This is a genomic window from Pseudomonas sp. 05L36, assembly GCF_056398125.1.
In genome coordinates this window covers 58,950-79,909 of sequence record NZ_JBFTOU010000006.1, presented here as the reverse complement: position 1 = coordinate 79,909, position 20,960 = coordinate 58,950, and the positions used below count along the sequence as shown (strand labels likewise).

Sequence of the window (20,960 nt, the reverse complement as noted above, 5' to 3'; positions counted from 1 at the left end):
TCGCCAGACAAAAGCGCAAGTTTATGCAAGTGCGCCCAGGCGTGGCGCCGGACACTGGGCGCCTATCGAGGAGCCTTTGCCATGAACCTTTCTTTGTACCTGTTGACCGTGCTGATCTGGGGCACCACCTGGATTGCCTTGAAATGGCAACTGGGTGTGGTGGCCATTCCTGTGTCGATCGTCTATCGCTTCGGCCTCGCCGCGCTGGTGCTGTTCGTGATCTTGCTGCTCAGCCGACGCCTGCAAGTGATGAACCGTCGCGGGCATTTGATTTGCCTGGCTCAGGGCTTGTGCCTGTTCTGCGTCAACTTCATGTGCTTTCTCACTGCGAGCCAGTGGATCCCCAGCGGTCTGGTGGCTGTGGTGTTTTCCACCGCCACCCTGTGGAATGCCCTCAACGCGCGGGTGTTCTTCGGTCAGAAAATCGCCCGCAATGTGCTGATGGGTGGCGCGCTGGGCCTGCTTGGGCTGGGCCTGTTGTTCTGGCCTGAATTGGCCGGGCATACCGCCAGCCCGGAAACCCTGCTCGGTCTCGGTCTGGCCCTGTGCGGCACCTTGTGTTTCTCGGCGGGCAACATGCTCTCGAGCCTGCAACAGAAGGCCGGGCTCAAACCGCTGACCACCAATGCCTGGGGCATGGCTTACGGGGCGGCGATGCTCTCGGTGTGGTGTCTGGTCAAGGGCATTCCCTTCGACATGGAAATGAGCACGCGTTACATCGGGTCACTGCTGTACCTGGTGATTCCGGGATCGGTGATCGGTTTCACCGCCTACCTGACGCTGGTCGGCCGCATGGGGCCTGAGCGGGCGGCGTACTGCACGGTGCTGTTTCCGGTGGTGGCGCTCAACGTGTCAGCGTTCGCCGAGGGCTATCAATGGACGGTGCCGGCGCTGTTGGGGCTGGTGTTGGTGATGTCGGGGAACGTACTGGTGTTTCGCAAACCCAAAACGCCGCAAGTGCTGGGCAACGGCAAGCTGGCTTGAGGGGGGCGTCGAGTGCTGAGTGACTCAGTGCTCGATTTTTATCGCGATGTATATCAGTAACGGAAAGATGAAATCAACAATGTGTCCAGCCCTGTAATTGTAGTTCCAGGTTTTCGACTCATCCATATTGAACCATTCGGTACCGACTGTTTGAAAACCGACGTAATAAAGAAAAAGGGCAATCAATAATCCGATGATTGCAGGTTTTTTAGCTTCGTGAAATTGTTCGGGGCTGGCGTTGATGTTTTTGTAAAGGCAATAGGTTCCGAGCAGGCAACATAGGGTGTAGACCACCTCAAGTGTAATGATCAGCCAGTAAATGCGGTGGTGAAGTATGGCGGAAGTAATAGCCCTGTGTCTGTATTTGCTTTGATCATTGGTAGTGTCCATGCTCAGGATATGGCTGATGTATTCATAGTTGGTCGAGTAATCCGTGAAATTGTTGTATAGCATCAGCAATCCAAAGAGGCTAGTAAATAACATCAGTTTGGCTTTGCTGAGTCGAATGACTTGATTTGTTGTGAGTGAGTTCAAATGGGTGATCTCCGTTGCTGATCCCGTAGTGCCAGGGTAAACAAGGAGAGTCTATCTCGTGGTTTTGTTGTTCGGCTGCTGACTGAATTGCAGGGTGTGTATTCAGAGAGTTGTTTAATAACTTGAAAGTGACTTTTTTTCAAACGGGCAGGCGCTTGTAACGTCTGCCCGATTTGCGTTAACCCTTCCAGACTTGCGGGTTGACCAGGTCCTGCGGTCGCTCGCCCAGCAGGGCACTGCGCAAGTTGGCCAGGGCACGGTTGGCCATGGCATCGCGGGTCTCATGGGTGGCCGAGCCGATGTGCGGCAAGGTCACGGCATTTTTCAGCTGGAACAGTGGCGACTCGGCCAGTGGTTCTTTTTCGTACACGTCCAGCCCTGCACCCCTAATGCGGTTGTTTTGCAGCGCTTCGATCAGCGCCGGTTCATCCACCACCGGACCACGGGAAATGTTCACCAGAATGGCACTTGGCTTCATCAGTGCCAGTTCACGATGGCTGATCAAGTGTTTGGTTTTCTCGCTGAGCGGCACCACCAGGCAGACGAAATCAGCTTCGGCCAGCAATTGATCGAGGCTGCGGTACTGCGCGTCGAGTTCCTGTTCCAGTTCGGTCTTGCGGCTGTTACCGCTGTAGATGACCGGCATGTTGAACCCCAGGCGGCCACGCCGGGCGATGGCGGCACCGATGTTGCCCATGCCGACGATGCCCAGCGTCTTGCCATGCACATCACAACCGAACAGCTGCGCACCGACAGTGGCCTGCCATTGCCCGGCCTTGGTCCAGGCATCCAGTTCGGCGACGCGACGCGCGCTGCTCATCAACAGAGCAAACGCCAGGTCGGCGGTGCTTTCGGTGAGCACATCCGGCGTGTTGGTCAGCATGATCCCGCGTTCGTTGAAGTAGGCCAGGTCATAGTTGTCGTAGCCCACCGAGACGCTGGACACCACTTCCAGCCTGGCGGCGTTTTCCAACTGGGCGCGGCCGAGTTTGCGACCCACGCCGATCAGGCCGTGGGCGTGGGGCAGGGCTTCGTTGAATTGGGCGTTGATGTCGCCGTTTTTCGGATTCGGCACGATGACATCGAAGTCTTGTTGCAGGCGTTCGACCATTTCCGGGGTGACGCGGCTGAAGGCCAGGACAGTCTTTTTCATGGGAGGCGGGCTCGTCGGGCGGTGAAGAATGATGAGCACGCTAACATTCTTCGCGGGATTTGTGCGAGTCGTCAGGCGGTCAATGCAAGCTTGCAGCTTGCGGTGCTCCATCCAGTTATACTGCCGCACTTCTTATACTGTGGCATGCGGCTCGTTCACCGGGCCCGACACTTCATGCACCACCCGGAGCTTTCATGACTTCCCCGAAACAACCGCCGGTCGCCGACGCCCTGAGCGACGTGCAGGCAGAGCTGCCAGACAGCGTCGACTCCAGCGCCGACAGCGAAACCAAAGCCGAAATCCCGGCCTTCAAGTTCCCGTTCAAACCGGGCGAACTGGCGGCCGCCAAGGGCTCCAACCAGCCGTGGTACAAGAACGGCGCCAAGAACGGCCACACCAAGACACCGGGCATGGCGCCGCCGGGAACTCGTCGATCGATGGGTAAGCGTTAAGGTTCAGGCATTTTCAGGTCGCCCGTATTCCTTGCTGTAAGTCAGAGCGTTCCTACACCGGTTGGCGATTCGCCCTCTGGGAATCTCGAAGGCCATTCGTCGAGGATTCATTTCCATGAATCTTGATGAAGGTTTTCTCATGCGTCTGCTTAAGTTTTTTTCTGCACCCCTGATAGTGGCTCTGGCCGCGGGTTGTACTACAGCTGTCGTCGATCCACAGATCCGTTTCGGTGTCGAGCCGCTTGTACCGCCGTTTGAATTCCGTAACGCGAATGGCGAACTGGAAGGGCTCAATATCGAGTTGGGCAATGCGCTGTGTGCCGAACTCAAGTCCCGCTGTGTCTGGGTTGACCAGGATTACGCCACCAACATCGATGCGCTCGAAGGCGGTCGTTTCGACGCAATCATGCCGATGACAGCCACATCGTTGCGTCGCGAGCGTGTCGATTTCACCGAAAACCTGCATCCCCTGAGCAGCAGGCTGGTGGCTCCCAAGGAGGCGAATCTGCAACCCGATGCTCAATCGCTCCGGGGCAAGCGTGTCGGCGTGCTGGCCGGTACCAGTCGCGAGGCGTTCGCCAAGGCGCGTTGGGCGCAGGCGGGGGTAACAGTACGCAGCTTCAACCTCAATGATCGATTGATCGCCAGCCTGCTGGCGGGAGAGCTGGATGCGACTTTGCAAGACTCGATCGAAATTACCTACGCGCTATTGAGTAAACCGCAGGGGCAAGGTTTTGACTTCGCCGGCCCGGCGATTAGCGATCCCATGCTGGGCAGCGGCGTGGCCATGGCGGTTCGCAAAAACGACACCCTGCTGCGCAATAACCTGAATGCTGCTCTTGAGCGGTTGAAACAAAATGGTCAGCTGCAAGCAATAACCCAGCGCTACTTGCCGACGCTGGCTCTCGAGTTTCCTCGGTACTTTCCAAACGAAGAAGGCATGCCATTTTCCAATGCGGTTCAGGTTGGTCAGACACTTTACCTCTCTGGCGTAATCGGAATGACGGAGGCAGGGGAGTTGGTGAAAGGTGGTATAGGGCCGCAAATGGAACAGGCCATGGCCAATCTGCGCAAAGCACTGCAGCATCATGGGTCGTCTCTGGCGCAGGTGGCCAAATGCACGGTTATTCTTTCCGACATGAAGGACTTTGCTGCCATGAATGCTGTTTATCGCAGCTACTTTCCGGCGGATCGGTTACCCGCTCGTACGACATTTGCTGGCAAGCTTGTACTGGACGCAGGGGTGGAAGTGGAGTGTCTGGCGGTCACGACGCTTTAAATCTTTACCTGTCTGAAGGCGCGTGCGCAGCTCGCAAAGCTGCGCACCTGACCTCTCAAGCCGTGCGCAACGAAATGAACGCAAAGTTCGTCGGCGCATCCGCCGCCACTTTCGCCCCGGCCGCAACAATCTGCCCGGCGATATCGTCCCCCGACACATGAAACAGCCACTCGCTGCCCCACTCCGGCAACATTTGCCCGGTCAGTTCGTCGATGATTCTGGCGAACTCCGCCATATCCGGAAGATATGCGGTAAACCCGTCGCCCTTCAGGGCCGTCGTGCGGATGCCCAGCTGTGCGCAAATCGCATCCTTGGTCTGAATTTCGTCGCGATCCGCCTGACGGGAACGCTGGATCAATTCCGATAACTCCCGGTCGACCAGTTTGCCACCGACAATCAGCTCTGGCCCTGTTTCCCAGGACTCTGGCGGGCACTCCTTGGCGGTGGGGTTCAGGGGAATGTGCGGATTGATTTCCATCGGATAGATGCGACACACCAACGGCCGGCGTTCGTAGATGCGGCAGCGGTTGTCTTCGTCAAGATTCCGGCAGGGGCCGACATTGTAGGCGGCGAAGGTGATGGCCACGTACGCGTCGGATTCGCCGCTGCGCACCGCCGCCGAACGGCGTACGGTGTGCTCCCGTTGTTGCACTGGCAGGCCCAGGCCGTTGTCCAGAAACGCTTCCACCAGTACGATCACCTGAGCACCGTCGGCTGCCCACATCCGGGCTTCGCTCAGGGTCAGGGGCACATGGTGGCCGTTGCAGCATTTGCCGCAGCCTACGCAGGAAAACCTTGTATTCATTGAGTGTTCATTCGCATTACAGGGCATGAAACGGCGACAGAATGCCGCCACAAAAGCCGCTATCGAAGCAAATTATGCGCCACTCAGTTGGCCTCGCCGGCCGGAGCAAGCCCGCTCCTACAGGAATCGCGCCCTACACATGTTTTGTGATCGGCCCGGTCACTGTAGGAGCTGGCTTGCCAGCGAAGGCGGCATGTCAGAGAGGAACCGGCTCCCGGCGGACTGCGCGCATCCCGACGCTTTCATACAAGCGCCGCGCCCGAAGGTTGTCTTCCAGAACCTTCAGGTCCACGAAGCCTTCACGCCGCTGCTGGAATACCTTGAACGCTTGCAACAGCAAGGCACGCCCCAATCCACGGCCCTGAAACCGCGGATGCACCACCAGGTTCTTGATGTAGGCACTGGTCCAGCACTGACACACACCCACCACACCTTCGGCATCCTGGGCAATGAAGCACAGGGCCGGGTCATATTCCGGATCGGTTTCGAACTGCCGTTGCCACATGTCCAGCGCGGCTACACGCCCAGCGCCGTCGAGATAACCGAGCTCCATCAGCCGATGCACGGCGGCGGCCAGTTCGGGGCGGTACTCGGTCAATTGCAGGCCGGCTGGCCAATCGGGGGACGGCACGACGACAGAGAGGTCGCGCCGCATCAGCCAGCAGAACTCTTCGGTCAACACTCAATAACCCTGTTCGGCGACAGCCTTGGCCGCGGTGATCAGGCACTGGGTCAGTTCCGGCGAAGAGAACTTGGTCAGCACCGCGTTCGCCCCCGCCAGTCGTGCTTTCTCGGCGTTCATCGCACTGTCCAGCGAGGTGTGCAGCAGTACATAAAGATGCGCGAAATCCGGAGTTTCCCGCAGGGTACGGGTGAAGGCGTAGCCGTCCATCTCCGACATTTCGATGTCCGAGACGATCAGGTTGATCTGTTGTGCGGTGCCTTGCAGGTCCAGCAGGCAGTCGATGGCTTCCTTGGCGCTGCGGGCCGTATGGCATTGCAGGCCGAGGTTGCGCAGGGTGTGCACCGATTGCTGCAAGGCTACCTGGCTGTCATCGACCACCAGGATGCGCGCGTTGCCGAGCAGTTCGGCGTCTTCCATGCTCAGCTCGGTCGGCGCCATTTCGATTTGTGCCGGGGCGATGCCGTGGATGACTTTTTCGATGTCCAGCACTTGCACCAGGGTGCCATCGACCGACGTCACGCCGGTGATGTAGGCGCGCGAACCACCGGAGCCGAAGGGCGGCGGGCGGATGTCGGTGGTCAGGCAATGGACGATCTTGCTCACGGCCTGCACGTGCAGGCCCTGCTTGGAGCGGCTGACGTCGGTGACGATCAGGCAGCCGCCGTTCGGGTCTTCCAGCGGACGTTCGCCAATGGCACGGCTGAGGTCGATCACCGACAGCGAGGCACCGCGCAGGCTGGCGATGCCTTTGACGTGAGGGTGCGACTCCGGCAGCCGGGTCAGCGGCGGGCAGGGAATGATTTCACTGACCTTGAGCAGGTTGATCGCCATCAACTTGCCGCTGCGCAAGGTAAACAGCAGAAGCGAAAGTGAGTCTGCGCGGGCTTTGGTGGAGGACATAGGAACCTTCTCTGGAAAAAGGTGACGGGCAATCCCGGGATCGCCAATGACTTCGATGCCGGGTTATCGACTTGTCGGGGGCAGGCTTTAGCATTTCCGTTGAATGTCAGGCCGCCATCACTTCATCCCCAACCGCTTGGCCATCCGCCCCAGGTTCGCCCGATCCAGGCCCAGCTCACGGGCCGCGCTTGCCCAGTTGTTGTTATGCCGCTCCAGGCAGGCACCGATCAATTGACGCTGATAACGCTCGGTGGCCTCGCGCAAATCGCCAGTCACCAGTTGCGTGACGCTGGCAGCCGGTTGCTCGGCAGCGGCTTCGACGCTGGCGTTGGGCAAGTCCAGGTCGGCTGCGCTCAAGCTGAGAATCTTCGGCCGTTCCTTGCAGTTGCCCAAGGCTTTCAAGGCGCTGCGGCCGATCAAGTGTTCAAGCTCGCGCACGTTGCCGGGCCAGTCGTAGGCCAATAGCGCGGCCTGGGCGTCGCTGTTCAGGCGCAGGCTGTTGAGGCCCATGCGCGAGCGGTTCTGCTCCAGGAAGTAACCGCTGAGCAGCAGCACATCGCGTCCGCGATCGCGCAGGGCCGGCACCAGCAGCGGATAAACGCTGAGGCGATGGTAGAAGTCGGCGCGGTAACGGCCGCTGCGCACTTCTTCGGCGAGGTCGCGGTTGGTCGCCGCGATCAGGCGCACGTCGACCTGATGCTCCTTGTCCGAGCCCAGTCGCTGCAGTTGACCGCTCTGCAACACGCGCAGCAACTTGGCCTGCACGGTCAGCGACAACTCACCGACTTCATCGAGAAACAGCGTGCCGCCGTTGGCCAGTTCGAACTTGCCACGGCGGTCGTTCAGCGCACCGGTAAAAGCACCGCGGACATGGCCGAACAATTCGCTTTCCACCAGTGTGTCGGGCAACGCGGCGCAGTTGAGGCTGATGATCGGTTTGTCGGAGCGGGGCGAGGCGGCATGGATGGCCTGGGCCACCAACTCCTTGCCGACCCCGGTTTCGCCGGTGATCAACACGGTCAGGTCGCTGCCGCCCACCAGACTGATTTCTTCGGCCAGACGCTTGTGGGCCTTGCTTTGGCCGATCATCTCGCGAGTCTGCTGGCCGCTGGCCTGGCGGTAGACCTCGGCGCGCTGATGCTCGTCTTCGACCCGGTTGTTCAAGCGCTCGATGCGCTCGGCGGCGTTGACTGTGGCGGCCGCGAGGCTGGCGAAGGCTTGCAGGGCATCCAGCTCGATCGGTTCGAAGCGCTCCGGATCGAGGGCGTCGAGGGTCAGCAGGCCCCATGGGCGCTCGTCGATGAATAACGGGCAACCCATGCAGTCATGAACTTCCAGATGATCATCCAGGCCATCGACCAGGCCGTCATAGGGGTCAGGCAAGTCGCTGTCGGCAGCGAAACGGGTCGGGCCTGGGCCGCTGAGCAGCGCTTGGAAACGCGGGTGCTCGCTGACCTTGAAGCGCCGACCGAGGGTATCGGTACTCAAGCCGTCGACCGCCAGCGGCACCAGCCATTCACCGTCGAGACGCAGCAGAGCGGCGGCGTCGCATGGCAGCAGGGCGCGCATGGCTTCCAGCAGGCGGCGATAACGCTCGCCCTCGGGCAGTTCGCGGGACAGGTCGGAGACCAGGGGCAGCAGGGCGGTGAGCAGGGGTTTTGCAGTCATAGTGACTCCGTGTAGTCGGTATGACTATAAGTCAGGCAGTGTCTAAATGACTATTAAGTTATTAACTTATTGATTTATAAAGACTAAATAGTTGGCATGGAAACTGATAGGCATAGGGTAATCCGTTAGCAATCCAAGAAGACCAGGAGTCACTTTATGCTGAGCGTTCAAGATCGTGCCATCGTCAAATCCACTGTGCCACTGCTCGAAAGCGGTGGTGAAGCGCTGATCACACACTTCTACCGCATGATGCTCTCCGAATACCCGGAAGTCCGCCCACTGTTCAACCAGGCCCACCAGGCCAGTGGTGATCAGCCGCGAGCCCTGGCCAACGGCGTATTGATGTATGCGCGCCATATCGACCAACTCGACCAGTTGGGCGACCTGGTGGCCAAGATCATCAACAAGCACGTGGCCCTGCAGATTCTGCCGGAGCACTACCCGATTGTCGGCAGCTGCCTGCTGCGGGCCATTGCCGAAGTATTGGGCGAAGAGATCGCCACCCCGGAAGTGATCGCGGCCTGGGGTGCGGCCTACGGGCAACTGGCGGACATCCTGATCGGTGCCGAAACCAGCATCTACGACCAGAAGGAACAGGCACCGGGCGGCTGGCGCGGGGCGCGGGAATTCATCGTGGCCGGCAAGGTCGAGGAGAGCGCCGAGATCACCTCGTTCTACTTTGAACCTGCAGACAAAGGCCCGATTCTGGAGGCAGAACCCGGCCAGTACATCGGTATGAAACTGATCCTCGACGGTGAAGAGATCCGTCGTAACTACTCGCTGTCAGCGCTGGCGAACAAAGGCCAGTACCGCATCAGCGTCAAGCGTGAAGCCGGTGGCCGCGCTTCCAACTACTTGCATGACCAGTTGCATGTTGGCGCCAGCATCCAGTTGTTCCCGCCATCGGGCGAGTTCACCCTGACCGCCAGCGACAAACCTCTGGTGCTGATCAGCGGCGGCGTCGGCATTACCCCGACCCTGGCGATGCTCGAAGCTGCGCTGGAAACTCAGCGGCCGGTGCATTTCATCCACTGCGCGCGCAACGGCAGCGTCCATGCCTTCCGCGACTGGATCGATGGCCTGGCCGAGCGTCACCCGCAGCTCAAGCGCTTCTACTGCTACGCCGAAGATGACGGCGTGAGCCCGGCGGCGCACAAGGTCGGCTTGTTGAGCCAGCAGCAGTTGCATGCATGGCTGCCGGAGCAGCGTGACCTGGATGTTTACTTCCTGGGGCCGAAAGGTTTCATGGCGTCCATCAAGCGTCACCTCAAAGCCCTGGGCGTGCCGGAGAAGCAAAGCCGTTACGAGTTCTTCGGGCCGGCTGCGGCACTGGAGTAACCCCTAATAAAGATCGCAGCCTTCGGCAGCTCCTACAGGATGCAATCCATTCCGATGTAGGAGCTGCCGGAGGCTGCGATCTTTTGATCTTTCTGGTTAAAAGTTAATCCCTCCTTAACCGTCCTGTCGTCTATTCCCTGCGACATCCCCCTTGCTACGCGCCAGCTCTCAAAGATCAGGCCAGCGTGTAGACTGGCGGGCAATCGAAATTTTCAAGGGAAACGCGATGAGCGATGAATCCATGCGGTTGGGGCGTGAACGGCGCTACCTGGTGTTGTTGGGCATCATTTGCCTGGCGCTGATCGGCGGGGCGCTGTACATGCAAATTGTTCTGGGCGAGGCCCCTTGCCCGCTGTGCATCCTGCAACGTTATGCGTTGCTGCTGATCGCGATCTTCGCCTTCATCGGCGCCGCCATGCGCAGCCGTCGCAGCATCACGGTGTTCGAAACCCTGGTGGTGATCTGCGCACTGGCAGGTGTCGGCGTTGCCGGGCATCACGTCTATACGCAGTTCTATCCGGCGGTCAGCTGCGGCATCGATGTGCTGCAACCGATTGTCGATGACTTGCCGCTGGCGAAGATCTTCCCGCTGGGTTTCCAGGTCGATGGTTTCTGCTCCACGCCATACCCGCCGATCCTCGGTTTGTCGTTGGCACAGTGGGCGTTGGTCGCCTTCGTGCTGATTGTGGTGCTGGTGCCTTTGCTCACGTCGCGTAACCGCAAAGCGCTGCGCTGAGGTCATCTGTCGGCAGGAATTGTCGGACAAAAAAGCCCCGGTCCTTGAAGAGAGGACCGGGGCTTTTTTGTCTTGCTCAGCGCATTTCAGAGGCCGGGTAAAAAGACCGTGATGTGCGACAGCCAAGGGTGCGACACATGTGCGACATGTTGTCACAGAGTCAGTGTCGCAGGGCGTTCGAAGAGGCCGGATTGGTACATGGAAACGTAACGAAATTGGGCTGTTTTGCAGGCTTGCGGTTTTTTCCATTGCGAACGCGAGCAGGCAGTTTTAACAGGGTCTGGCGAATGGCCGAAGCCCCCGTCATATCGGGCTCCGGGCAAGGTAAAGGGCAGTGAAGAGGGGGCCGATACTGTCTGAACTGTGGGTGGAAGACCTACTTATTGTGGTGTTTTTGTTGAGAATTAATTTCGATAAGATGCGCCACTTTTGCGAAAACGGTTAATGATTGTTGCCGGTTCGGATAAAAATTATTTCGGGATGAGACATGGTTTATACAACGTTACATATCTACAATCGCCCGCACTGAATCCCCGGCACTGCTCAAATCTTAACCAGACGTGAGCAGAAACAGGGTGTCGAGAGGTCTGGTGGCTTCATGCGATGCCCAGGTGTCGGAGCCTCCAACTACCCGCACCAAATGGAATTGGTCTGTAACAAGGCCTTTGACCACGAATTCGAATAAGAACTCACCGCAGGCCCGGGATTTGTCGTACAGCGTCTGACGCACAACGGGCATGCCCTTATTCAATCCAAGAAAAATGCCAACCCTTGGCAGGGTGAAGTGTTGGCGATCAAAACCCAACTGCATTGCGCAAGCTGCTTTAGAGGTCGTGAGATGAGTAAAAACAGGTACCCCAGACTACTAGGCTTATTGCCGCTGATCGGCACGTTGTTGCTGTCAGGCTGCAACATGACCTTGCTCAATCCCAAGGGCCAGGTTGGTCTGGACGAGCGAAACCTGATCATCACCGCAACGCTGCTGATGCTGTTGGTCGTGGTGCCGGTCATCGTCATGACCTTCCTGTTCGCCTGGAAATACCGCGCGTCCAACACCAACGCCACCTACACCCCGAAATGGAACCACTCCACCAAGATCGAGATCGCGGTGTGGGCTGTTCCAGTGCTGATCATCATTGCCCTGGGTTACGTCACCTACAAGTCGACCCACGCGCTGGACCCGTACAAGCCGCTGGAATCCGACGTTAAGCCTGTGACCATCGAAGTGGTCGCGCTGGACTGGAAGTGGCTGTTCATCTACCCGGAACAAGGCATCGCCACGGTCAACAAGATCGTGTTCCCGGCGCACACTCCGATCAACTTCAAGATTACTTCCGACGCCGTGATGAACTCGTTCTTCATCCCTGCTCTGGGCGGCCAGATCTACGCGATGGCGGGCATGCAGACCAAGCTGCACCTGATCGCCAACGAGAACGCTGAAATGGACGGTATCTCCGCCAACTACAGCGGCGCTGGTTTCACCGGTATGAAATTCAAAGCGATCGCAACTTCCCAGGAAGATTTCGACGCCTGGGTAAGTGAAGTCAAAAAGGCACCTAAACAGCTTGAACAAGCTGAATACGCAGCCCTTTCCAAACCAAGCCAGAACAACCCAGTCGAGCTCTACAACTCGGTTACCCCAGGCATGTTCCAGTCCATCGTCGACAAGTACGAAGGCATGAAACCAGGTCCTAAGGTCAAGCACGAGAAAGAAGAGAAAGAAGTGGCCCAGATGGAAGGGATGGACTCGAGTTCGCATTCAGCTGCCGGGGCAGAGGAGTAAACGATGTTTGGTAAATTAAGTTGGGAAGCGATCCCGTTCCACGAACCGATCGTGATGATAACCATCTCCATGATCGCGCTCGGTGGTCTGGCGCTGTTCGCTGCAATCACCTACTTCAAGAAGTGGACCTACCTGTGGACCGAGTGGCTGACGTCGGTCGACCACAAGAAAATCGGCGTGATGTACATCATCGTCGCCATGGTCATGCTGCTGCGCGGCTTTGCCGACGCCATCATGATGCGTACCCAGCTGGCCATGGCCACCGAGGGTTCGCCTGGCTACCTGCCACCTGAACACTATGACCAGATCTTCACCGCTCACGGTGTGATCATGATCATCTTCATGGCGATGCCATTCTTCACCGGCCTGATGAACCTTGCAGTGCCGCTGCAGATCGGCGCGCGTGACGTTGCCTACCCGTTCCTGAACTCCCTGAGCTTCTGGCTGCTGGTTTCCGGCGTAGTGCTGATCAACCTGTCCCTGGGCGTCGGCGAATTCGCCAAGACCGGTTGGGTTGCCTATCCGCCGCTGTCGGGCCTGCAATACAGCCCTGGCGTGGGGATGGATTACTACATCTGGGCGCTACAGCTATCCGGGCTAGGTACGACGCTGACGGGGGTCAACTTCCTGGCTACCGTGCTGAAAATGCGTACCCCTGGCATGAAGCTGATGGACATGCCGATCTTCACCTGGACCTGCACCTGGGCCAACGTCCTGATCGTGGCTTCGTTCCCGATCCTGACCGCTACCCTGGCACTGCTGACGCTTGACCGTTACATGGATTTCCACATTTTCACCAATGAACTTGGTGGCAATCCGATGATGTACGTGAACCTGTTCTGGGCGTGGGGTCACCCTGAGGTGTACATCCTGATCCTGCCAGCGTTCGGTATCTTCTCCGAAGTCATCTCGACCTTCACCGGCAAGAAACTGTTCGGCCACCACTCGATGGTCTACGCATCGGGCGCAATCTCGATCCTGGGCTTCATGGTTTGGCTGCACCACTTCTTCACCATGGGTTCGGGTGCCAGCGTCAACGCCTTCTTCGGTCTGGCGACGATGCTGATTTCCATCCCGACGGGTGTGAAGCTGTTCAACTGGCTGTTCACCATCTACCAGGGCCGTCTGCGCTTCACCAGCCAGGTGCTGTGGACCCTGGGCTTCATGGTGACCTTCGCTATCGGCGGCATGACCGGCGTATTGCTGGCCATCCCGGGTGCTGACTTCGTTCTGCACAACAGCCTGTTCGTGATCGCACACTTCCATAACGTGATCATCGGCGGTGCGGTATTCGGTTACATCGCCGGTTTCGGTTTCTACTTCCCTAAAGCGTTCGGCTTCAAGCTGCACGAAGGTTGGGGCAAGGCAGCATTCTGGTTCTGGATCTCCGGCTTCTTCGTCGCGTTCATGCCGCTCTATGCACTGGGCTTCATGGGCATGACCCGTCGTCTGAACGCCACCACCAACCCTGAGTGGGTGCCGTACCTGTACGTTGCCATGTTCGGTGCGGTGATGATCGCCGTAGGTATCGCTTGCCAGCTGATCCAGCTGTACGTCAGCGTGCGTGACCGCAACAAACCGGAAAACATGTGCGAACACGGCGACCCGTGGAATGCACACACCCTGGAATGGTCGACCTCGTCGCCACCTCCGTTCTACAACTTCGCCGTGCTGCCAAAAGCCGACGTTGTCGACCCGTTCACCGAAGCCAAGGAAAACGGCACCGCGTACAAGGCCCCGGCCAGGTACGAGCCGATCCACATGCCAAACAACACCGCGACCGGTGTGGTCATGGGTGCTCTGTTGACCGTGTTCGGTTTCGCGATGATCTGGCACATCTGGTGGCTGGCCATCGCGGGTCTTGCCGGCACCGTGATCTACTTCGTGATCCACGCGGCCCGTGATGATCAAGGCTATATGGTGCCGGTCGACGTGATCGAGCGCATCGAAGCCGAGCAGCACAAGCGTCTGGTAGCGGCAGGGAAAATCCCGGCCACCGCCACCCGTGTTGAAACCTCGTTGGAACAGGCTTAAACCATGTCGAACTTAGTGACCAATGCTGGACACACCCATGTCGATGGACATGGGCATGATGACCATCACCACGACTCGGGCGAGATGACCGTATTCGGTTTCTGGCTCTACCTGATGACCGACTGCATTCTGTTTGCGTCGATCTTCGCGGCGTACGCGGTACTGGTTAACAACGTAGCGGGTGGCCCGTCGGGCCACGACATCTTCGAACTGCCATACGTACTGGGCGAAACCGCTCTGCTGCTGTTCAGTTCGATCACCTACGGCTTCGCCATGCTGGCGTTCTTCCGTGGCAACAAGAAGCAGGTCCTGGGCTGGCTGGCCCTGACCTTCCTGTTCGGTGCCGGCTTCATCGGCATGGAGATCAACGAGTTCCACATGTTGATCTCCGAAGGCTACGGCCCTAGCCGTTCCGGCTTCCTGTCCGGGTTCTTCACCCTGGTCGGCACCCACGGTCTGCACGTGACCAGCGGTCTGATCTGGATGGCGATCATGATGTATCAGGTGCAGAAAAACGGCCTGACGGCGACCAACAAGACCCGTCTGAGCTGCCTGAGCCTGTTCTGGCACTTCCTGGACGTCGTGTGGATCTGCGTATTCACCGTTGTTTATCTGATGGGGACTATGTAAATGGCTAACGCAGCTCATTCCCAAAATGGCCATGACAGCCACGACGCCGGTCACGGCAGCGTCAAGTCCTACGGCATCGGTTTCATCCTGTCGGTGATCCTGACCCTGATTCCGTTCGGTCTGGTGATGTACCCGACGCTGCCGAAGTCGATCACCCTGATGATCGTCGTCGCGTTCGCAGTCATCCAGGTGCTGGTGCACCTGGTGTACTTCCTGCACCTGGACCGTTCGGCCGCGCAGCGTAACAACGTGATTGCGTTTGTCTTTGCCGCGATCGTGATTGTCCTGCTGGTTGGCTTGTCGCTGTGGATCATGTTCAGCATCCACACGTTCATGATGGCGAAGTGAGGTAAGTCCGCATGTCCCTTAAGCACTTTATCCAAATCACCAAACCGGGGATCATTTTCGGTAACGTGCTTTCTGTGGCAGGCGGATTTTTCCTGGCCTCCAAAGGGCATGTCGATCTGGCCATCTTCCTGGCCGCCATGATCGGCACGTCTCTGGTGGTTGCCTCCGGTTGCGTGTTCAATAACTGCATCGACCGCGACATCGACCTGAAGATGGAACGCACCAAGAACCGGGTGCTGGTCCAGGGCTTGATCTCCCTGAAACTGGCCCTGATCTATGCGACCGTCCTGGGTGTCGCCGGCGTTGCCCTGTTGTACAAGGTGGCCAACCCGTTGGCCGCGCTGTTCGCAGTCATCGGCTTCGTCATCTACGTCGGCTTCTACAGCCTGTACCTCAAGCGCAAGTCGGTTCACGGCACGCTGGTGGGCAGTCTGTCGGGCGCCATGCCGCCGGTGATTGGCTACGTCGCAGTCAGCAACACCTTCGACATGGCCGCGCTGACCCTGCTGGTGATGTTCAGCCTGTGGCAGATGCCGCATTCCTACGCCATCGCGATCTTCCGCTTCAACGATTACCTGGCCGCATCGATTCCGGTGCTGCCTGTGAAGCGCGGCATCCAGGTGGCCAAGAAGCATATCCTGCTCTACATCCTGGCCTTCCTCGTGGCGACCTTGATGCTGACCTTCAGCGGCTACGCCGGCATGAGCTACCTCGCCGTCGCCGCGGCCATGGGCATGTACTGGCTGTACATGGCCTGGACCGGCTACAAGGCAGTGGATGACACGGTCTGGGCACGCAAGCTGTTCGTGTTCTCGATCTTCACCATTACCGCGTTGAGCGTGATGATGTCCCTGGACTTCAAAGTGCCGAGCGAGTTGCTGTTGACGTACGCGCCGTAAGCGTCGGACATGCTTTAAAGAAAAGCCCCGCCTTCGAGAGAAGAGCGGGGCTTTTTGTTGGGGGTGATTCTGGTGGACCGTGTTGCCGCCATCGCGAGCAGGCTCACTCCCACATTGGATCTGCGTCGCCGCCAATGTTGAATGCAACCCCGATCACCTGTGGGAGCGAGCCTGCTCGCGATGGCAGCGACGCGGTGTTTCAGGCACGAACCATAGTCGTCTGGCCAAACGGGTTCGGCGCAACCCCTGTGTCATGAGTCATTGAGGAAAACGGAACATGGCATTTAGGAAACGTCCTAACGCCAGCTCCTGCGTTGCTCGGGTAAGGTCTCTCTCGTCAATTGATAGATCGTTGAGGCACAAGACAGTGGCAACGTATTCGTCTTCGATGACAGGAAAGTGGGACTGAATGAGAGAACGTAACCTATTTGACGAGTTGATCCAGGGCGTTGAAGAAATGAGAGCTCAACGCGAAGTCATGCGTCGCAATGCGGTGGAAGACGTGCGGACCACTGATATTGGTACGCAAGAACACGTTCATATTGAGGAGTCACCAATCTCCGTCCTCACGAATATTTTGCATGATTATCTGGAGAACACAGATGACGAAGCCCCATAGCGGCCACGTCCTCTCATCCGCCTTGGACACGCTGGTAAAAAGACCTTTGAATCAAGCGGATGACGCTGCCTTGGTGAGCGCCGCCAAAGCTGTCTGGTACTCGGACTCAAATCTTGAATGCGAGGTAACCGCTTTTTTGAATTGTCACACTGACGAAGTGGAGGTTCGGCGCGCTGGCTATCTGCTTGAGCGATTCACTCGATTTACTTGCTTATCCGATCTCCGGGTGTCGGAAACTCTCAATGTCCTCGAGCTTTTTGCACATTCGACTTCCGTGCAAGCCGTGAGGCTACAAACCGTCACTCCACTGCGTCGACGCCGTGATGAACTCGCTATCTCTTGGGGGTTGAGTGAGGGCCTCGGCCTAAAAGCCCAAGCCCTCATGCCTTTTCAGACCCGGCATTACGAAGCTGAGCAGCGCGCCATGTTTTCCTGAGCTCTGGTTGCAGCGAAGAGGCTGCATCGTTTGGTTCAAAAGTTGAAATGGCCTGTTGCGCAAAAGCCCCTCCTTTCGAGAGAACGGTGGGGCTTTTTCATTCATTCGCGGTTGTTACACGGTGCGTCGAGCACCTTCACCACGTCATCGATGATTGCCTTGCTCATGTCCTGCAAAAAATGAGAGGCCCAGGCATGCCGGTCGGAGTCGCGAACCGTGGCTGCGTCTGAGGCGAGAAGTTTTGCGAGGTGGAGCAGGTCGGAGGCGTGGTAGAGGGCTTCGATCACCGGGACACCGGCATTGATGCGGAACAGTGGTTCGTTGGCGTGGTAGGAGAAGGGGGTGAGGCCGATGGTTTTGAGGTCTTGGGGATTGGTCATTGGGCTTCACCTCCTATTGGGCTGGAGGTGGAGGGGTATGACTGGTGTAGCAGACGGATCAATAGCGTTCATTTGTAACTCCTGCATAAGTGAAGCTGTCCCGTTCGTTATCAGGCGAATGGGTGGCAGCTGTGCGCAGGCTGATAAACCGGAGATGCAGGACCCGGCAGACCCGAAAGTCTCCCACGCACAGCCGCCATTGCACGAAAAAACGGGCGAAAAAAAACGCCGACAATCGTGAGGTTGGCGCAGTTGCGTGCGCATCTTACCCGGGTTATCAGGCCCGGTCGCTGAATTGGCAGCGACGGGGCGAAGTTAGCCGGCAAGGATGAGGTCGGCAATCGTAGCAATCTGGTGGCCGGGGATCTCATTGGGCACCGCAATCCCTGTGGGAGCGGGCTTGCTCGCGAAGGCGGTGGGTCAGGCAATATTGATGCTGGATGTGACGGCCTCTTCGCGAGCAAGCCCGCTCCCACATTGGACTAGCGTCATCGCTGATATCGAGCATGACGCGGGCCCCTGTGGGAGCGAGCTTGCTCGCGATGGCGGCGTGTCAGGCAGCATCAATTTTGAATGTGACGGCCTCATCGCGAGCAAGCTCGCTCCCACAGGGTTGGGGGGCGTCGGTTATTTACTTTGTGTATCGAGCAAGCGGAAAAACCGCTCGCGCACCTGCAAACTGTCACTGTGAGCCACATTGAAGCGTAGGAACTGGCTGGCATCCGGCCCTTTGCTCAGCAAGGTGCCCGGCGCCAATACCATATTGTTCTCCAACCCTTGGCGAGCCAGGTTCTCGGCGTGCAAGCCCTCCGGCAACCGCGCCCAGATAAATACGCCTTCACCCGGCAATGACGACAGCGAACACCCGGCCTCGGCCAGCCAACCGGCCACGCGGCTGTTCGATTCATACAACCGATCCACCGTGCGCCGCGCATGTTTGGCATAGCTGCCATCGCTGAGCATGGTGCACGTAATCTGCTCCGCCAGCTCCGACGTCACCCCGCCGCAGGCCATTTTCAGCGCGACCATGCGTGCCGCCAATTGCGGTGACAGTACGGTGTAGCTGACCCGGCTGTTGGCGGTCAGGGTCTTGGAGAAACCCGACACATAACTCACGTTGTCCAACCCACTGGCCGCCAGGCGCGGGGTGCGGCGTTGCTGGATGTCGCAGTACAGATCGTCTTCGACGATGTGCAAGCCATGGCGGTGGCTCAGTTCCAGCAAGCGGTAGACCTGGGCCGGGGTGAACGAGTGGCCGGTGGGGTTATGCAGTGTGCTGTTGGTCATGTACAGCACGGGTTTGTGGGCGATCAGCAGTTGCTCGAAGGCGTCGAGGTCCATGCCGTCGCAATCCCGGGCGATGGTGATGACTTTGGCCCCGTGCAACGCCAGGTTGGCGTGCATGTTGAAGTAGCAGGGGTCGTCGAGCAGCACGGTGTCGCCGGGTTTGACCAGCAGGCGCATCAGCAGGTCGATGGCCTGCATGGTGTTGGCGGTGGTGATGATCTGGTCCACCGGCGCTTCGATGCCGAAGGTCGCCAGTTTGACCCGCAAGGCCTGGCGCAACGGCAGGTAACCGCCGGCCACGCCGTACTCGCCCATGCGCAATGACGTCGCTCGCAGGGTACTGCGCACGGCTTTCTGCAATTCTTCGGCGGGTAGCCACGAGGTCGGCAGAAAACCGCAGCCGGGGCGCAGCGTGCCGTTGTCCAGCAGCAGTGCGCGGCGTACCACACTGAGGGTGTCCTGAGGTTGCAGGTCCGGACCGGTGCCACTTTTCAGTGCTGCTTCGGAGCGATGCACGTAATGCCCGGAGCCCTGGCGAGACACCACCAGCCCCTTGGCCCGCATGCGGTCCAGGGCATCGACCACCGTGGATTTGCCCACGTTCATCAAGTCGGAGAGTTCGCGAATCGGCGGCAGCTTGGCGCCGTGGGGCAGGCCGCCCGTGCTGATGGCCTGGGTCAGTTGATCGACGATCTGCTGCACCAGCGGCACGCCGGGCTGGAATTCAATGGCGGCAATGACTGCACGTTGAACCTGCATTTTACTGGTCTCTCCGGCAGTAAAGTTCGTTGGATTCTATACGAACTTGCTCTGATCAGGACACGCCTCTCTCTCTACCATGCCCTTACAGACTTTTCTGAATGTCGGCCTTTGTCGGCGGGCATTCACCCCGTTCCTGAGGTGCTGCATGAGTGTCGAAACAACGGTCGCGGTGGCCAAGCCGGTCATTAACCTGCGGTTATTCACGATCCGGATCATCACCGCCGTCTCGCTGTTCGCGGTGCTGGGCAAGGCCAACGTCTGGCTCGACACGGCCACCAACAGCATCCTGGCCCTTGGATATCGCGCCTTGTTGCTGCTGTTGCCCCTGACTTTACTGGTGCTTGGCCGCCGCTCCCTGAGCGTCACGCTGCTGTGTGCCGGCCTTGGCCTGGTGCTGCTCGCGCTGACCAGCCATCAAGGCATGGTGATGTTTGCTGCCGCACTGTTTGCCTACGGCATTGCGATTGCCGGTTACCTGATCAAGAGCGAAGCGGCCCAGACCAAGGAAGGCGCGGCCTACAACCGCGTGGCCATGAACATGGGCAGCCTGGTGGCCGGTTTGATCCTGCTGTCGCCGCTGCTCACGCCTACGATGTTTTTCCTCGGTGCGGCGGCCTTCGTGTTGCTGTGCCTGCCGATCGCCCTCGGCGCGACCTTCACCACCGAACCGGTGCTGGCCCGCCCGGCCACTCAGGCCGGCAGCAACTGGGGCAACAAACTGCCCTGGGTGATCGCCGGCATCATCATGGGCATCAAGCTGTTCGGGGTGTTCTCGATCCTGCCGCAGGCGATCCTGCTCAAGACCGGCGAGCTGCCGGCCTGGTACGGCTTGATGCTGATCCTCAACAGCGCCGTGGTGGTGTTCGCCCAGGTGCCGGTGATGAAGCTGATCGAGCGCACCGGGCGCTTCAAGGTCGTGGCGGTGATCGGGATCATCGTCGGCGGCTTTGCCGTGCTGTCTTCGCCCGCCGCGTTCCACGTCGAAACCCTCGCCGGGGCGCTGGTCTGGGTGGCGCTGCTGTCCATCGCCGAGTGCGCCTTCAGCTACCTCGATTACTTCTCGGTCAAGCAAAACAACATGTTCGTCAAGGAAGTGTCCCTGGGGGTGGGGGCCGGGCTGACCGTGTTGATCATGCGGGTGGTGCCGGCGCCGTACAACGCGCTGGTGCTGGCCGCCATCGGCGCCGGCGGGATCCTGGCCTGGTACTGGCTCAATCGTAAATCCAATGCGTCGTTGCATGACTGAGT

General features: G+C 58.8%; 22 protein-coding genes. 13 read left to right on the top strand and 9 right to left on the bottom strand.

The window, feature by feature from the left end:
- Window positions 1-81: 81 nt before the first annotated feature.
- Window positions 82-984: a DMT family transporter gene (locus AC1DKH_RS08805; protein WP_477763243.1), complete on the top strand. Its 903-nt coding sequence runs from the start codon at window positions 82-84 to the stop codon at window positions 982-984.
- A gap of 24 nt (window positions 985-1,008) precedes the next feature.
- Here AC1DKH_RS08805 and AC1DKH_RS08800 read toward each other — a convergent pair whose 3' ends face one another.
- Window positions 1,009-1,518, bottom strand: coding sequence for a DUF2165 family protein (locus AC1DKH_RS08800; RefSeq protein ID WP_477752924.1), 510 nt, complete (start codon window positions 1,516-1,518; stop codon window positions 1,009-1,011).
- 178 nt (window positions 1,519-1,696) lie between these two features.
- On the bottom strand, window positions 1,697-2,671 hold the full coding sequence (locus AC1DKH_RS08795; protein WP_477797972.1) for a 2-hydroxyacid dehydrogenase: 975 nt from the start codon (window positions 2,669-2,671) through the stop codon (window positions 1,697-1,699).
- 194 nt (window positions 2,672-2,865) lie between these two features.
- Here AC1DKH_RS08795 and AC1DKH_RS08790 point away from each other — a divergent pair, with 194 nt between their 5' ends.
- Window positions 2,866-3,123 carry a hypothetical protein gene (locus tag AC1DKH_RS08790; protein ID WP_103394221.1) on the top strand — a complete coding sequence of 86 codons (258 nt, stop codon included), beginning with the start codon at window positions 2,866-2,868 and terminating at the stop codon, window positions 3,121-3,123.
- 139 nt (window positions 3,124-3,262) lie between these two features.
- On the top strand, window positions 3,263-4,402 hold the full coding sequence (locus tag AC1DKH_RS08785) for a transporter substrate-binding domain-containing protein (protein ID WP_477798049.1): 1,140 nt from the start codon (window positions 3,263-3,265) through the stop codon (window positions 4,400-4,402).
- Between the two features lie 55 nt (window positions 4,403-4,457).
- Here AC1DKH_RS08785 and AC1DKH_RS08780 read toward each other — a convergent pair whose 3' ends face one another.
- The 4 genes from AC1DKH_RS08780 to norR all read right to left on the bottom strand — a co-directional run bounded on the left by AC1DKH_RS08780 (window position 4,458) and on the right by norR (window position 8,460).
- Window positions 4,458-5,207: a YkgJ family cysteine cluster protein gene (locus AC1DKH_RS08780; protein ID WP_477788209.1), complete on the bottom strand. Its 750-nt coding sequence runs from the start codon at window positions 5,205-5,207 to the stop codon at window positions 4,458-4,460.
- A gap of 196 nt (window positions 5,208-5,403) precedes the next feature.
- A complete protein-coding gene (locus AC1DKH_RS08775) occupies window positions 5,404-5,862 on the bottom strand; it encodes a GNAT family N-acetyltransferase (RefSeq protein WP_477798048.1) in 459 nt (152 codons plus the stop codon).
- A 27-nt stretch (window positions 5,863-5,889) separates the two neighbouring features.
- A complete protein-coding gene (locus tag AC1DKH_RS08770; RefSeq protein ID WP_477797971.1) occupies window positions 5,890-6,792 on the bottom strand; it encodes a chemotaxis protein CheW in 903 nt (300 codons plus the stop codon).
- Between the two features lie 117 nt (window positions 6,793-6,909).
- Entirely contained in the window at window positions 6,910-8,460 is a 1,551-nt protein-coding gene (gene norR / locus AC1DKH_RS08765) for a nitric oxide reductase transcriptional regulator NorR (RefSeq protein WP_477797970.1), read from the bottom strand.
- A gap of 156 nt (window positions 8,461-8,616) precedes the next feature.
- On the opposite strand from norR, the gene hmpA reads away from it, so the two are divergent.
- Complete coding sequence (hmpA, locus tag AC1DKH_RS08760) at window positions 8,617-9,798, top strand: NO-inducible flavohemoprotein (RefSeq protein WP_477797969.1); 1,182 nt, start codon at window positions 8,617-8,619, stop codon at window positions 9,796-9,798.
- 226 nt (window positions 9,799-10,024) lie between these two features.
- A complete protein-coding gene (locus tag AC1DKH_RS08755) occupies window positions 10,025-10,534 on the top strand; it encodes a disulfide bond formation protein B (RefSeq protein ID WP_477776397.1) in 510 nt (169 codons plus the stop codon).
- Between the two features lie 550 nt (window positions 10,535-11,084).
- On the opposite strand, the gene AC1DKH_RS08750 is transcribed toward AC1DKH_RS08755, so the two are convergent.
- Entirely contained in the window at window positions 11,085-11,345 is a 261-nt protein-coding gene (locus AC1DKH_RS08750; protein WP_218480045.1) for a hypothetical protein, read from the bottom strand.
- A gap of 27 nt (window positions 11,346-11,372) precedes the next feature.
- Here AC1DKH_RS08750 and cyoA point away from each other — a divergent pair, with 27 nt between their 5' ends.
- The 7 genes from cyoA to AC1DKH_RS08715 all read left to right on the top strand — a co-directional run bounded on the left by cyoA (window position 11,373) and on the right by AC1DKH_RS08715 (window position 17,283).
- Complete coding sequence (cyoA, locus tag AC1DKH_RS08745) at window positions 11,373-12,317, top strand: ubiquinol oxidase subunit II (protein ID WP_477797968.1); 945 nt, start codon at window positions 11,373-11,375, stop codon at window positions 12,315-12,317.
- 3 nt (window positions 12,318-12,320) lie between these two features.
- Entirely contained in the window at window positions 12,321-14,351 is a 2,031-nt protein-coding gene (cyoB, locus tag AC1DKH_RS08740; protein WP_477760003.1) for a cytochrome o ubiquinol oxidase subunit I, read from the top strand.
- 3 nt (window positions 14,352-14,354) lie between these two features.
- Entirely contained in the window at window positions 14,355-14,981 is a 627-nt protein-coding gene (locus AC1DKH_RS08735; RefSeq protein WP_007986828.1) for a cytochrome o ubiquinol oxidase subunit III, read from the top strand.
- Window positions 14,982-15,329, top strand: a complete 348-nt coding sequence (gene cyoD, locus AC1DKH_RS08730; RefSeq protein WP_223459110.1) for a cytochrome o ubiquinol oxidase subunit IV — start codon at window positions 14,982-14,984, stop codon at window positions 15,327-15,329.
- Between the two features lie 11 nt (window positions 15,330-15,340).
- Window positions 15,341-16,228, top strand: a complete 888-nt coding sequence (gene cyoE / locus AC1DKH_RS08725) for a heme o synthase (protein ID WP_477755605.1) — start codon at window positions 15,341-15,343, stop codon at window positions 16,226-16,228.
- 409 nt (window positions 16,229-16,637) lie between these two features.
- Window positions 16,638-16,847 carry a hypothetical protein gene (locus AC1DKH_RS08720; RefSeq protein WP_477797967.1) on the top strand — a complete coding sequence of 70 codons (210 nt, stop codon included), beginning with the start codon at window positions 16,638-16,640 and terminating at the stop codon, window positions 16,845-16,847.
- A complete protein-coding gene (locus tag AC1DKH_RS08715; protein ID WP_477797966.1) occupies window positions 16,831-17,283 on the top strand; it encodes a hypothetical protein in 453 nt (150 codons plus the stop codon). The genes AC1DKH_RS08720 and AC1DKH_RS08715 overlap by 17 nt, the downstream gene beginning before the upstream one ends.
- Before the next feature lie 101 nt (window positions 17,284-17,384).
- Here AC1DKH_RS08715 and AC1DKH_RS08710 read toward each other — a convergent pair whose 3' ends face one another.
- The gene (locus tag AC1DKH_RS08710) at window positions 17,385-17,663 is read right to left on the bottom strand and encodes a DUF3077 domain-containing protein (RefSeq protein WP_477797965.1); all 279 of its coding nucleotides are present in this window, start codon (window positions 17,661-17,663) and stop codon (window positions 17,385-17,387) included.
- Between the two features lie 627 nt (window positions 17,664-18,290).
- Window positions 18,291-19,709: an aminotransferase-like domain-containing protein gene (locus AC1DKH_RS08705; RefSeq protein ID WP_477797964.1), complete on the bottom strand. Its 1,419-nt coding sequence runs from the start codon at window positions 19,707-19,709 to the stop codon at window positions 18,291-18,293.
- Window positions 19,710-19,857: 148 nt separating this feature from the next.
- Here AC1DKH_RS08705 and AC1DKH_RS08700 point away from each other — a divergent pair, with 148 nt between their 5' ends.
- Complete coding sequence (locus AC1DKH_RS08700) at window positions 19,858-20,958, top strand: MFS transporter (RefSeq protein ID WP_477797963.1); 1,101 nt, start codon at window positions 19,858-19,860, stop codon at window positions 20,956-20,958.
- The last annotated feature ends 2 nt before the right edge of the window (window positions 20,959-20,960 follow it).